The following is a 14,669-nucleotide window of genomic DNA, read 5'->3' on the forward strand; positions in this document are numbered from 1 at the left end:
TTATGGGGGCAGAACGCCTCAAGAAACCGGGAACCACAAAAAAGGACGAACCAGGTCGCAAGATGCGACCTGGTTCGTCAACAAGCTGAACCTTCCTTTTTTCAAAGGAAGGTGTGCAGCTTATTTCAATTTGTTGCGGAGAACCATCTGTAAGATTCCACCGTGACGATAGTAATCGATTTCAACTTCCGAGTCAAAACGAGCGATGACTTTGAATTCTGTCACCGTTCCGTTCTCGTGTGTTGCTTTAGCGTTTAAGATGTCACGCGGACGAACAGACTCATCGACTTGGATATCAATCGCTTCCTCACCAGTCAAACCGAGTGATTCTGAAGATTCCCCATCTAAGAACTGAAGTGGAAGTACACCCATCATGACAAGGTTTGAACGGTGAATCCGCTCGAAACTTTGCGCGACCACCGCACGAATTCCAAGAAGGTTCGTTCCTTTTGCTGCCCAGTCACGGGACGACCCCATTCCGTAGTCGTTTCCAGCAAGAACGATGAGACCAGTACCTTGCTCTTTATACTTCATCGCCGCATCGTACATCGGCATGATTTCTCCAGTTGGCCAGTAAGTCGTGAATCCACCTTCTGTACCCGGAGCGACTTGGTTACGGATTCGGATGTTCGCGAACGTACCGCGCATCATCACTTCGTGGTTACCACGTCGCGAACCGTACGAGTTGAAATCGATTGGCTCCACTCCTTTTGAAAGGAGATATTGACCTGCTGGTGTCGTCTTCGAGAACGACCCTGCTGGTGAGATATGGTCCGTCGTGACCGAATCAGCGAACTTCCCGATAACGCGTAAACCATTCAACGCGTGCACCTCACCCGCTTCCGGTTCGAGTTGTTCAAAGAACGGTGGGTTTTGAATGTATGTCGACTCATCAGAGAAATCATACAAGTTTCCTTCTGGCACTTCTAGCGCGTTCCAACGTTCGTTTCCAGTAAAGACGGTTTCGTATTCTTTACGGAACGCTTCAGGGGAAACAACGTCTTGAACGACCATCTTGATTTCATCATTCGATGGCCAAATGTCTTTGAAGTAGACTTCATTTCCATCTTTATCCGTACCGAATGAATCATTCATGATGTCAAAGTTAACAGTTCCCGCAAGAGCATAGGCGACGACGAGCGGTGGCGATGCCAAGAAGTTCGCTTTCACAAGTGGGTGAACGCGTCCTTCGAAGTTACGGTTCCCTGAGAGGACTGATGAGACGAGCAAGTCGTTGTCTGTGATCGCCTCTTCCACTTCACGGTCGAGTGGCCCGGAGTTTCCGATACACGTCGTACAGCCGTAACCGACCGTATTGAAGCCGAGTTCGTCCAAGTAAGAAGTCAAGCCGGCCTTATCGAGATAGTCCGTTACGACTTTCGAACCTGGTGCGAGTGATGTCTTCACGTATTTTGGAACCGTCAAACCACGTTCTACCGCTTTCTTCGCAACGAGTCCAGCACCGACCATGACGTATGGGTTTGATGTGTTCGTACAACTTGTGATGGCAGCAATCGCGACATCTCCTGTGCTCATGTCGACTGCGCCGTCTTCGTAGTTAACTGTCGCCTTTTTGTCGAGTTCTGAACGGTCGAGACCGAAACCGCTATTTCCTGCAGGAGCGCTCAAGCTATCGATGAAGGATGTATGAACGTCTGAAAGGTTGATTCGGTCTTGTGGACGTTTGGGACCCGCAAGTGAAGGTTCAACTTTTGACAAGTCGAGCGTCAACACTTTCGTGAACGTTGGATCCGCTTGATCTGGCGTATAGAAGAGGTCGTTCGCTTTTGAATATTCTTCAACGAGTGTGATCAACTCTTCAGAACGGCCTGTCGTACGCATGTAGTTCAGTGTTTCCGTATCCACTGGGAAGAACCCACATGTCGCACCGTATTCAGGTGCCATGTTTGCAATTGTTGCACGGTCTGAAAGTGGCATCGTGTGAAGTGATGGACCGAAAAATTCAACAAATTTCCCGACAACTTTTTCATGACGAAGCATCTCTGTCACGACGAGCGCAACATCGGTTGCCGTCACACCTGGGTTGACTTCACCGATGATTTTGACACCGACGACGTCTGGTACTGGGAAGTATGAAGGTTGACCGAGCATGCTCGCTTCTGCTTCGATTCCTCCAACACCCCATCCGAGAACACCGAGACCGTTGATCATCGTTGTATGAGAGTCAGTTCCAACGAGTGAATCTGGGTAAGCTACTGTACCTTCCGTATCGCTCTTCTCAAGCACGACTGATGCCAAGTACTCCAAGTTTACTTGGTGAACGATTCCTGTAGCTGGTGGAACGGCACGATAGTTATCGAATGCTGTCTGTGCCCAACGTAAGAACTTGTAACGTTCTTCGTTACGTTCGAACTCGATATCCATGTTTTTCATCAATGCACCAGCAAAGCCGTACGCATCTACTTGAACAGAATGGTCAACGACGAGGTCGACAGGAATTTCTGGGTTGATTTTGTTTGGGTCCCCGCCAAGGTCTGCCATCGCTTTGCGAAGTGAAGCGAGGTCTACAACCGTCGGAACACCAGTGAAGTCTTGAAGTACGACACGTGCCGGCTTGAACGGTACGTCAATATCTTTCGAGACGTCGGCAGTACCCCATTTTGCCAAGTTCTCGACATGTTCTTTCGTGATGGCACGACCGTCTTGTTGACGGAGTACCGATTCGAGCAGAACACGAATCGAATAAGGAAGACGGCTGATGTCCGTTAATCCCTCTTCTTCTAACTTTTTCAATCGATAAAAATCATACGATTGCCCGTTCACCTCGAATTTAGTCCGAGATGAGAAGGCGTCTAAAACATTCGTCTGTTCCATTGCAATTTCCCCCTTTTTGAAAGCGCCGACCACACGACAATGCGTAATCGCTTACTTTTCACATATTTATCATAATACAAGTATAGCGTGACGTAAAATACATTCCGTCACAAATTAGTCATAAGTAAAACTTATTACGTTATTCGTTAGGAGTTAAACACAAAAAAACACCTCAAAAACGAGGTGTTTACAACTTATTCTTCTGTACCAATCTCTTCATTGACGTCAAGTGCCTCGACGAGAGTCAAGTCATCGGCATGACGTTCTGCAAAACGCTCAAACGTGAACTCGTTCGCGAATAGGAAGACCGGACGTTCCCAACGGTCAGTGACGAGCATATTCCGTGAGTCTTGGAACGGTTTCAGTGCTTTCAATTCCTTGTCTTTTACCCAACGTGCAACACTGTATGACACCGGCTCCATTCGGATATCTACGCCGTACTCGTTGTTTAAGCGATATTCGAACACTTCGAATTGAAGTTGTCCGACAGCACCGAGATAAATCTCGTTGTACTCGTTACGATAGACTTGGATTGCCCCTTCTTGTGCGAGCTGCTCCACACCTTTGTGGAAGTGTTTTGACTTGAGTGAGTTGACCGGCGATACGCGCATGAATAATTCAGGCGGGAAAGTCGGCAACGCTTCGAACGCAATCTTTTGTTTCGATGTCGTAATCGTATCCCCGATTTGATACGTCCCCGAGTCATAGATCCCGATGACATCACCGGCAAATGCCTGATCGACCGTCTCACGGTCGTTCGCCATCAACTGTGTCGACTGGCTCAATTTAATTTTCTTTCCAGTCCGTGTGAGCGTCACGTCCATTCCACGCTCGAATACACCTGAACAGATGCGGACGAATGCGATCCGGTCGCGGTGTGCCGGGTTCATGTTCGCTTGAATTTTAAAGACGAATCCACTGAAGTCTTCTGACGTCGGATTGATTGGACCAACGTTCGACTTACGTGCCTCTGGGGCTGGCGACATCTTTAAATAATGATTCAAGAATGCAGTCACGCCAAAGTCGACAAGTGCTGTCCCGAAGAATACTGGGGTCAATTTACCACTTTGAATCTCATTCACATCAATCTCGTTCCCGGCTCCGTCGAGAAGGTCAATCTCGTCGCGAAGATTTGTCAAGTTCTCTTCTGATAGATGATCAGCGAGCACCGGGTCGTTCACCCCATCCTCGCCCAGTTGAAGCGTCGACTTCTCACCACGGAACAAATGAACTTCATTTTTCATTCGATCATACACACCTTCGAACTGCATCCCACTCCCGATTGGCCATGTGATGGCAACAGAAGGCATGCCGAGCACTTCTTCAAGTTCCTCCATCAATTCAAGCGGATCTTTTGCCTGACGGTCCAACTTGTTCATAAATGTAAAGATCGGAATCCCACGCATACGACAAACTTGGAATAGCTTTTTCGTCTGTGCCTCAATACCTTTCGCTGCATCGATGACCATGACCGCGCTGTCGACCGATGTCAACACGCGATATGTATCCTCACCGAAGTCATTGTGTCCAGGTGTATCCATAATCGACACGACTTTATCTTGATAAATAAATTGCATGACGGACGATGTAACCGAAATTCCACGTTGTTTCTCGATTTCCATCCAGTCAGATTTGGCGTGTTTTGAATTTTTTCGTGCTTTGACCGTACCCGCCTCACGAATCGCACCACCGTGCAAAAGTAACTTTTCTGTTAATGTCGTCTTCCCCGCATCCGGGTGAGAGATGATGCCGAATATTCGACGTCTCTCAACTTCCTGTTTCAATTGGCTCATATACTATAGACCCTTCCTTTCTCGACTCAGATCATGCTTATTCTCGTAGCAACGCTCTCTATTCTAACGAAATCGATTCAGTTCGTCTATCCTAACAGGACGTGCGCCTTTTGCAATTTGATTCTTTTTTGTATACTTACGATGAAAGTAAGTGAATGAATAGAACGGGGGAAAGACGATGCCAGAAAACTTGATGATGTATTTCATTATATTCTGGGGATTCGTCATGATTGGTCTCATGACGATTGGCGGGTACTTCATGTTCCGCAAGTTTTTAAAACGAATGCCGAAAGAAGATGGACGTTCCCTACTTGATATTGAAGATGATTATATAGAGAGAACGCTTCACCTATGGACCCCGGAAACTCGGACGCTACTAGACCGGCTCGTCTCACCGGTTCCCGAGTTGTTCCGCGACGTCGCCATCCGAAAAATCGCCGGGAAGATTGGGCAGTTCGCACTTGAATCCCGGGCTAAAAAGATGACGACCGAACTCGTTGTAAAAGGATATATCGCTGCAACGCCAAAACGCGATCACAAGTTTCTAAAGAAAGCACTGGCCGAAGAAAAAATTGACTGGACACCTTACGAACATTATTTTCAGCAGTAGACTCTATCCGATTCGGCTAGAGTTTTTTGTTTATTAAATTGGGCGATTTGACTATTTGGAAATAGTAACTTTTCTCCCGAATTATATGACCTAAGCCCATCGTTCAATTTCCAGACAGCATTGAGAACGCTCGTAACTATCGTTGCCGGACTCGTCTTCTCAGCCGCTTCCTCATCCACTCATGACTTTTTTGAACACATCATTAATAGAGGATGCAACAAAACTTAACAAATATAAGAATCGATACGGAGACAGAAGTCGCCATCCTAAAAGAGAGGTAAACAAAAATGGAGCGGCATTGAGCCACTCCATTTTCATGTGATTGCGATTCGTTTATACTTCTGATACATCGCAATTCGCCACGGAACAATCATCCCCCACGCAATTAAATAGAACAATCCTCCAGTGGAGAATATATCGACTTCATGCCCGACCCAAACTTTCATCGCCGTGCGAATCGCAAGTAGTGCAAAAACCACGATAAAAAATGCTTTCGAGCGGGACAGATACACTTCCCCATCCCGTTTTTCAAAGTTTGATGTTTTGATTAAGAACAGGCTAAAGATCAGTCCGACCGCTAGCGCTTCAAGTACTTCAATCCATGACAAGCGAAACGCAGGAATTAAAAACTGAATCATCCCTGTTGTCATCGCAAGCGGTGGAATCAAGATTTTTTTTGCATTCGTCGGTTTCGCCGATGCTTTCACACGAACGAAGCTTGCCACGATCCCCATCAATAATGCAATAAGAGTCAATCCCCATAACATTGACATCTCAATCAACCCCTTAAAATCCGGTGAATCCGACAAGTTCGCTCATCCAGGCCGCGAATCGATTCATCCCATCAAAATATAATAGTACGCCGAACGCCATCATCAAATAGCCTCCAACTTTTGCAACTTTCGCGCTGTTTCGTGCTAAGTACTTAATTTTGCCTACGAAAGCGACCATCACTAAAAACGGAATCGCAAAACCGATGACATACGCCAACATGTAGCCGAGACCTTGGCTCGGATTCGTTGCGGCAAGTGCAATCACGCCCGCTAAAATCGGACCCGTACAAGGCGTCCAACCAGCTGCAAACCCAATTCCGATTAATACGGTTCCAAAATACCCACTCTTTCGTTCGCCGATATCCATTTTCTTTTCGCGCATCATAAATTGCGGTTGCCAAAGGCCCGCCAAAAAAACGCCGAATACGAAAATCAAGATGGCTCCGAACATCCGTAGACTATCTTTATACTGGATGAAGACGTCTGCAATCAACGATGTCGATAATCCAAGTACGAGAAAGACAATCGAAAAGCCGAATAAGAACGAAAATGTGTGGAACCAAGCTGTACGCTGTTTCAATCCTTCATTTTTTAATTCAGATACGGAAACCCCGGTAATATACGATAGAAAAACCGGATACAACGGGAGCGTACATGGTGATAAAAACGATAAGACGCCCGCCCCAAATGCGAGCCATAATGTGACTTCCATGACGATTTCCACCTTTCACGACCATTATAGCGAAAACCTATTTAAATTGCTCGCATCTTTTCCTTCGCATCTCAATATCATTTTGTAATTTTTGAAATGGAAATGAAACTTGTCATCTGTAAACGAAGGTGCTAAGATTTGGATATTCTAGTTCACAAAATTCTAACTTACATGATGGGGGAACGAACGTGGCAGTCACCGCAGCAGATACACTACACCAAGCCATTGAACAAAAACGTGATGAACTGTATGAAATCGCGTCAGAGCAATCTTGGACCTCGCCAGAAGTCATTTTGGTCAGTCAAGAACTTGACTCGCTGATTACTCATCACGTCATACCAAAATATAAAAAAGAACAGCTCAATACTTAATTTTATTGGCTCGTCACCTTGGGTGGCGAGCTTTTTTTCCATGGAAAAAGGACACCTAGGTAGGTATCCTTTCCAATTCAAGACATCAGACGTTGACCAGACTGAAGTTCATACATTTTTTTATAAAGACCATCCTGTTTCAACAACTCCTGATGATTTCCCCTCTCCACGATTTCCCCTCGATGCAAAACCAATATCAAATCGGCATCTTGAATCGTCGACAGGCGATGGGCAATCGCAATTGTCGTACGACCACGGCGCATCCGATCGAGTGCAATTTGAACACGTTCTTCCGTCTCGGTATCGATTGAACTCGTCGCCTCATCGAGAATGAGTATTTTTGGATTTCGCGCGACCGTGCGTGCAAATGCAAGCAATTGCCGTTCTCCACTCGAGAAGGTAGCCCCACGCTCCCCGACGATATGTCCATATCCGGCATCCAACTTCTCGATAAACGTATGTGCCTGAACAAATTCAGCGGCCTCACGCGTCCGTTCTGAATCGATGTTCGGATTGAACAGTTTTAAATTTTCTTCAATCGTTCCCGTAAACAAAAACGGGTCTTGAAGTACCAGTCCAACTTGCTGACGAAGTTCTTGTTCTTCAAATTGTTCGAGTGGCTGTCCATCGATCGTGATTTTGCCAGATCCATATGGGTAAAAACGTGTCAATAAGTTAATGATCGAACTTTTCCCGCTACCGGTATGACCGACGAGCGCGACCGTTTCTCCTGGCTTGGCGACGAACGAGATATGTTTCAACACATCGACTTCACCGTCATAACTGAACGTCACATCTTCGAATCGCACCTCCCCATCCGAAACACGAGCTTCTCCTGGCAACTGTTTTCCTGGAGATGGCTCATTTGTATCTAAAATTTTAAAGACGCGGTCCGCAGATACGACAGCTTGTTGAAACTCGCTCAGTCGTTGCATGATGTCAAGCACCGGTCGGAAAATACGCTCGATATAACTGATGAACGCGTAGACGACCCCGACTTGAACTTGCTCAGTCATCGAGAGGACTCCATAATACCCGAGAAGTCCAATGATGGAGAAGGCGAGCAACAACTCAATAATTGGACGGAGTAACATACTATCGAGCTTTAAGTTCCGATATCGTGCCTCTTGGTGCGCCTCATTCGTTTCTTCAAACTGACGGATGAGTCGTTCTTCTTGGCGGAATTGTTGAATGATTTCCATTCCATTGATGGATTCGTTCAACTGGGCATTGAGTTGAGACAACAGGTCTCGAACTTGAGCAAAATACTTCGTCGAGAAACGACGATACGCCCAGATGATGAGCCAAAAGAGTGGCAGTAGGACAAGTCCCATCGTCGCAAGTTGCGGCTCTAGTATGTATAGGAATATATACGTCCCAATCAATTGGACAGCCGACTGAACGAACGTACTCATGACACCGACGTATAGCTCTTTTACGGCCTCGGTATCATTCGTGATGCGGGATACGAGGACACCGGCTGGGGTACGATCAAAATAAGCGAGACGCATCCCCATGACGTGACGAAAAATATCCATTCGAATGTTCTGGACAATCTTCAATGCAATCTTTTGGAAGGAGATGGACTGCAGATAGTCAAATAGAATAGCTGACAAGTGCAGAATCATATAAACAGTGAAGAGGGCAATCACCCAGTTCGTCGGATAGACACCTGGCGTGACAAACTCATCGATGAACACTTTAATGAGAAATGGACCGGCCAACTTGGCACCTGTCGCAATCAATAGAAAAACGAAGGCGATACCGAGAGGTTTACTGTACCGTTTCGCGTAACTCAGCAATCGTTTGATGACTTGCCATTCTTGAATATCATGCTTCATCGTGCCCACCCCCTTCTACGATCGCCTCAAGCTGTTGACGGTCATATGTTTCTCGATACCAGCCTATCTCTTGAAGGAGTAACTCATGCCGTCCACGTTGTACAATTTTACCGTCTTCGATGACGAGAATCTCATCGGCATGTTCGACTGCGGAAAGTCGATGTGCGACGATGACTCGTGCCTGTTCCGGATTGCCGACACGAAAATGCTCGATAATCGATTCTTCGGTTTTCGCATCAACGGCAGATAGCGCATCATCTAAAATCAACACATCAGCCTCTGTCATGAGCGCCCGCGCAATGGAGATACGCTGCTTCTGTCCTCCTGATAATGTCACACCGCGCTCACCGACGAGCGTCGCGTACCCTTCAGGGAGGCGGACGATATCTTCATGTACCTCTGCGACCTTAGCCGCTTCGATGATTTCCTCCATGCTGGCGTCGGGTCTTCCGAATGCGATATTGTTTGCGATAGAATCAGAGAATAAGAAGTGGTCTTGCGGCACGACTGCAATTTTATCCATGAGAAGTGACTTTTTCACTTGGCGGATATTGATTCCACCGATTTTGATTTTGCCATCTTTCACATCATACTCACGGGTCAACAAGCGTACAATTGTCGTCTTGCCTGCCCCCGTCCTTCCGACGATCCCAATCGTTTTCCCACGCTCGATTCGGAAATGAACGTCATCGAGTACGATAGTCTCATCATAAGCGAACTTTCGAACGGCAACTTCCACCTCTGAGTGCGCCAGAGTCGTCGCAGCCATACGATCGTCTTGAATCTCAGGCTTGACGGCAAGCATTCGCTCGATGCGGTCGTATGAGGCACGTCCCCGTTCCACAATGTTAAACAGCCAACCGAATGCTAACATCGGCCACGTCAAGAGTGCCAAATAGGCAGTGAAGCTGACAATCTGTCCAATTGTCAATTCGCCCTGCTCGATTAAGACTGCCCCGTATCCGACAGAAAGGATATAGGAAAGACCGACAATTCCGAAGATTGTCGGATCATATAAGGCATCGATTTTAGCGACACGGACGTTTTTCGCCATGACCTCACTCGATAAGTTTTCAAATGAATCCACATCCCGCTCGACTTCCCCGGTCGACTTTAAGACACGAACACCACTTACACTTTCCTGCACTTTGTCATTCAATTCTGAAAATGCCGCTTGAGCGACCCCGAATCGGCTATGTAACATCTTTCCATATCGTGTCGTCAAAGCGACCATGATTGGGAGTGGCAGTAAGGCGACGAGCGTCAGTTTCCAACTGATTGTCGTAATCATCGTGATGATCACGAACGTTCCGAGCGTCACGCTATCAACAAGCGTCAAAATCCCCGCTCCGGCCGTCATCGATACGGCCTGTACATCATTTGTCGCATGTGCCATTAAGTCACCGACACGTGATTTTTTATAAAATCGCTGGTCGAGGTCCGTAAAGTGCCGATACAATTGACTGCGAAGCTTTCTACCTAGACGAATTGAAGCACCAAAGATGAAATAGCGCCAAAAGAAGCGGGCAACATAATTCCCAATCCCGACCGCAGCTAGTCCTCCGAGTAAAATCCAAAGCGTGTTCGATGCGAGTGAATCACTGTTTATTTCATCGACGACTCGTCCGATGATGCGTGGAGGAATCAACTCTAACCCTGCCACGAATATGAGTAAGACGATACCGATTGCATACGTCTTCCACTCGAGACGCAAAAACCAAGACAATTGTTTAAATACACGAATGAGAAACGCCCCCTTCTATCTTTATCAAAATTATGCGAGAATACTCCCACTTCTAAACGTTAAGGACAGGACTTGCGTGAAAGTGGGCGATGAATCGCCAACCTCTCTTTCGGGTAAAATATCTTCAAAAGGAGTGAACGTCACATGGTGAAGCACAAGGGCTATAAATTTCAGATCTATCCTACGAAGGAACAGGAAATTCTGATTGCCAAGACGATCGGCTGTTCCCGGTTCGTGTTCAACCATTTCCTGTCGAAATGGGACGCGGCCCATGAAGCACCGGCAAGGGACTGTCGTATGATGCCTGCTCGAAAGAACTTCCCATACTCAAGCAAGAATTCATTTGGTTGACGGAAGTGGACAGTACGGCCGTCCAGAACAGTGTCAAACACCTGGCTGACGCGTATAAGAAGTTCTTCAAGAAGGAGGAAAATCATCCCCGTTTCAAGTCGAAGCGAAACCCCGTCCAATCCTATACGGCGAACATCCGAGGGAAGTCCCAGCTCCCCGAGGTCTCGATCGTCGGGAACAAGCTCAAACTCCCCAAGCTGAAATGGGTGCGTTTCGCCAACTCGAGACAGGTCGAGGGTCGCATCCTGAACGCCACGATCCGACGAACAGCTTCGGGTAAATATTTCGTCTCCCTTCTCGCAGAGCAGGAGATCGGTGAACTGCCGAAGACCGGTTCATCGGTCGGCGTCGACGTCGGGCTGAAGAATTTTGCCATTCTATCGGACGGCACATTCTACAAGAACGACCGTTACTTCCGCACCCTCGAGAAGAAACTGGCGCGGGAGCAACGCAAGTTGTCCCGTCGTCAGCTCATCGCCCTGAACAAGAAGGTGAGACTTTCCGAGGCGAAGAACTACCAGAAGCAGAAGCGGAAAGTCGCACGCATCCATGAGAAGATCGCCAACAGACGCACCGACTTCCTGCACAAGGTGTCGACAGAGATCGTCAAAAACCACGACGTCATCGGCATCGAGACCCTGCAGGTGAAGGACATGCAGCAGGACCGCAAGTTGAGCAAGTCGATCTCCGAGGTCAGCTGGTCGGAATTCCATCGGATGCTCGAGTATAAGGCCGACTGGTACGGGAAGACCGTCGTGAGGGTCGGGAAGACCTTCGCCTCGAGCCAGCTCTGTTCGAGTTGCGGCCATCGACACAAAGACGTGAAACATCTTGGCTTGCGTGAATGGACATGCCCGAACTGCGGACTCCATCATGACCGTGATGTGAACGCAGGTATGAACTTGAAATTAGAAGCTGAACGCATGTTAGCTTCTTCAACCGTCGGGACGACGGGGTTAGCCTGATCACGTTTCTCTCGTTAGAGAGGATGACTCAGGAATCCTCCACCTCTAAGCGAAGCGTAGGTGGAGGTAGTTCAAATGAAGATTATTTCTTAATCGTAGCGAAAGTTCGTTCGATTGTCTAACAAAATGAGGAGACAAAAAAGCACTTCGAGGACCGAAGTGCTTTCACGACTCATTATGACTTCTTTTCATCTTTCATCTGCACGTTCATGGCGCGCATCACTTGGTTGACTTTCTTCTGTGATGGCTTTTGACCCATCTGCATCATCAACGTACGAATCATATCTTCATTGATTGGCGGGTTTTGTTCAAGGTAGTTCATCATGTATTTACGCGCGATGAAGAATCCAATCGCGATACCCCCGATGAGTGCTGCCACGACAAGAAGAATCCAAAATAATGTACTCAAGGCTTTACCTCCTCTACCATATGAAACATCGTTTTTTACTATACACTAAATCGAACAACTTCGCTAGTCGTCCAGAAAAAAAGTGACGGCCAAATGAATGGCCGTCATAAATAATCAATTTTAGATTAAAGTGATTTTACTGCATCGACGACGTTGTCGACTGACATGCCGTATTCTTTCATGAGGAGATCTCCAGGCGCTGAAGCTCCGAACTTATCGATTCCGAGTACTTTCCCACCAAATCCGACATACTTGTACCAACCAAGTGTCGCACCCGCTTCAAGTGACACACGCTTTGTGATTGAAGACGGAAGGACAGATTCTTTATACTCAGCAGATTGTGCTTCGAAGAGTTCCCATGACGGCATCGAGACAACTGCTGCGTTCACACCAACAGATGCGAGCTGTTCACGTGCTTCAACGAGGACATGTACTTCTGAACCTGTACCAAGTAAGAGAACGTCTGCATCTTTCGATTCACCCGCAACGACGTATGCGCCTTTTGCTGCGGTTTCAATCGATGTGCCTTCGAGTTCAGGCAATGCTTGACGAGTCAAGACGAGAAGCGATGGTGCCGTCTTCGATGTCACAGCTTGTTTCCAAGCAGCAATCGTTTCTTTACCATCTGCCGGACGAAGAACAGAAAGGTTTGGCATCGCGCGGAAGCTCATCAAATGTTCGACCGGCTCGTGTGTTGGACCATCTTCACCAACTGCGATTGAGTCGTGTGTCAAGATGAACGTCGATGGGAGTCCCATGAGCGCAGCAAGACGAACTGCAGGGCGAAGGTAATCTGAGAAGACGAAGAATGTCGCACCGTATGGAAGTACTCCACCGTGAAGCGCCATACCGTTTACAGCTGCCGCCATCGCAAATTCACGTACACCGAACCAGATGTTACGACCGGCCGGGTCTTCATCGAAGTCCACTGCACCTTTGATCATCGAGTTGTTTGAACCTGCAAGGTCAGCCGATCCACCGAAGAGTGTCGGTACTGCTTTCGCGATTGCGTTCAACACTTCGCCACTCGTTTGACGTGTTGCTTTTTTCGAACCGATTTCAAATGTCGGCAACTCGCTGTCCCAACCTTCAGGAAGCTCATTGTTCATCGCAAGTTCGAACTGTGCACCAAGCTCTGGATGGGCCGCTTTGTATGCTTCAACGAGCTCGTTCCAGTCTGACTCGTACTTCGCGCCGGGCTCGACCACTTTCTCATTGAACAAGTCGTATACTTCGTTTGGAACGTAGAACGACTCGCCTTCCCATTTGTAGAACTGTTTCGTCAATTCGATTTCAGCATCTCCAAGTGGTGCCCCGTGCGAAGCCGACTTCCCTGACTTGTTCGGTGAACCAAATCCGATCACCGTCTTGACTTCAATCAATGTCGGTTTCGACGTCTCAGCTTTCGCTGCATCAATTGCTTTTGCGATTGAATCGATATCTGTTCCATCTTCGACACGAATGACTTGCCATCCATAGGCGTTGAAACGGTCTTCAACGCTCTCAGAGAATGACTTGTGAAGGTCACCATCGAGTGAGATGTCGTTTGAATCATAAAGGACAACGAGTTTACCAAGTTTCAAGTGACCAGCGAGTGATGCCGCTTCCGCCGAGACACCTTCCATTAAGTCCCCGTCTCCGCAAATTCCAAATGTGTAGTGGTCAACGACGTTGAACTTGTCGCGGTTGTAAGTCGCTTCTAAGTGTTTCTCTGCCATGGCCATCCCGACAGCCATCGCAATCCCTTGTCCAAGTGGACCCGTTGTCGCATCTACCCCAGCCGTGTGACGATACTCTGGGTGACCTGGTGTCTTCGAGTCCATTTGACGGAATGATTTAAGGTCGTCCATTGACAAATCATATCCAGACAAGTGAAGGAGCGAGTACAAGAGCATCGATCCATGACCCGCAGAAAGCACGAAACGGTCGCGGTTGAACCAGTTCGGGTTTTTCGGGTTGTGACGCATTTTGTCTGTCCAAAGTGTAAACGCCATCGGTGCAGCACCCATCGGCATTCCTGGGTGACCAGAGTTTGCTTTTTGGACCGCATCGATTGAGAGCGTCCGAATCGAGTTAATCGCTAATAATTCTTTAGTAGTTGTTTCCACTAATTTCATCCTCTCTGTGTTAAGAAAGTTTTCTACCCGTCATATTCTATCATACTCATTCGTGTGTCACAACTAATTAATTAGTATAACACATTACATGAAATCGTTTCCTTCAATTGCATGAAAAAGAACGCAATCCGTTCGTCTGATGATTGTT

Annotated in this window: 10 protein-coding genes and 1 pseudogene; 3 read left to right on the forward strand and 8 right to left on the reverse strand. The window is 47.4% G+C overall.

The window, feature by feature from the left end:
• Window positions 1–120: 120 nt before the first annotated feature.
• Window positions 121–2,835 carry an aconitate hydratase AcnA gene (gene acnA / locus KNO76_RS04655; RefSeq protein WP_214883047.1) on the reverse strand — a complete coding sequence of 905 codons (2,715 nt, stop codon included), beginning with the start codon at window positions 2,833–2,835 and terminating at the stop codon, window positions 121–123.
• A gap of 194 nt (window positions 2,836–3,029) precedes the next feature.
• A complete protein-coding gene (locus KNO76_RS04660) occupies window positions 3,030–4,628 on the reverse strand; it encodes a peptide chain release factor 3 (protein WP_026825862.1) in 1,599 nt (532 codons plus the stop codon).
• 178 nt (window positions 4,629–4,806) lie between these two features.
• On the opposite strand from KNO76_RS04660, the gene KNO76_RS04665 reads away from it, so the two are divergent.
• The gene (locus KNO76_RS04665) at window positions 4,807–5,238 is read left to right on the forward strand and encodes a DUF2621 domain-containing protein (protein WP_026825861.1); all 432 of its coding nucleotides are present in this window, start codon (window positions 4,807–4,809) and stop codon (window positions 5,236–5,238) included.
• Window positions 5,239–5,552: 314 nt separating this feature from the next.
• On the opposite strand, the gene KNO76_RS04670 is transcribed toward KNO76_RS04665, so the two are convergent.
• Window positions 5,553–6,005 carry a CcdC family protein gene (locus tag KNO76_RS04670; protein WP_214883383.1) on the reverse strand — a complete coding sequence of 151 codons (453 nt, stop codon included), beginning with the start codon at window positions 6,003–6,005 and terminating at the stop codon, window positions 5,553–5,555.
• Window positions 6,006–6,024: 19 nt separating this feature from the next.
• Complete coding sequence (locus tag KNO76_RS04675) at window positions 6,025–6,723, reverse strand: cytochrome c biogenesis CcdA family protein (protein ID WP_012726450.1); 699 nt, start codon at window positions 6,721–6,723, stop codon at window positions 6,025–6,027.
• 188 nt (window positions 6,724–6,911) lie between these two features.
• Between KNO76_RS04675 and KNO76_RS04680 the strand changes: the two genes are divergently transcribed.
• Window positions 6,912–7,094 (forward strand): aspartyl-phosphate phosphatase Spo0E family protein, encoded by a 183-nt coding sequence (locus tag KNO76_RS04680; protein ID WP_214883050.1) that lies wholly within the window; start codon window positions 6,912–6,914, stop codon window positions 7,092–7,094.
• A gap of 77 nt (window positions 7,095–7,171) precedes the next feature.
• Here the strand turns inward: KNO76_RS04680 and KNO76_RS04685 are convergent, their stop codons facing one another.
• Entirely contained in the window at window positions 7,172–8,935 is a 1,764-nt protein-coding gene (locus KNO76_RS04685) for an ABC transporter ATP-binding protein (RefSeq protein ID WP_214883079.1), read from the reverse strand.
• A complete protein-coding gene (locus KNO76_RS04690; protein ID WP_214883386.1) occupies window positions 8,925–10,679 on the reverse strand; it encodes an ABC transporter transmembrane domain-containing protein in 1,755 nt (584 codons plus the stop codon). The genes KNO76_RS04685 and KNO76_RS04690 overlap by 11 nt, the downstream gene beginning before the upstream one ends.
• A 144-nt stretch (window positions 10,680–10,823) precedes the next feature.
• On the opposite strand from KNO76_RS04690, the pseudogene tnpB reads away from it, so the two are divergent.
• Window positions 10,824–11,995, forward strand: a pseudogene (gene tnpB / locus KNO76_RS04695) (IS200/IS605 family element RNA-guided endonuclease TnpB).
• 175 nt (window positions 11,996–12,170) lie between these two features.
• Here the strand turns inward: tnpB and KNO76_RS04700 are convergent.
• Window positions 12,171–12,404 (reverse strand): YneF family protein, encoded by a 234-nt coding sequence (locus tag KNO76_RS04700; RefSeq protein WP_026825854.1) that lies wholly within the window; start codon window positions 12,402–12,404, stop codon window positions 12,171–12,173.
• Window positions 12,405–12,529: 125 nt separating this feature from the next.
• The gene (gene tkt / locus KNO76_RS04705; RefSeq protein WP_026825853.1) at window positions 12,530–14,521 is read right to left on the reverse strand and encodes a transketolase; all 1,992 of its coding nucleotides are present in this window, start codon (window positions 14,519–14,521) and stop codon (window positions 12,530–12,532) included.
• Between the last annotated feature and the right edge of the window lie 148 nt (window positions 14,522–14,669).

Source organism: Exiguobacterium sp. s101 (assembly GCF_018617835.1).
Taxonomy (GTDB): domain Bacteria; phylum Bacillota; class Bacilli; order Exiguobacteriales; family Exiguobacteriaceae; genus Exiguobacterium; species Exiguobacterium marinum.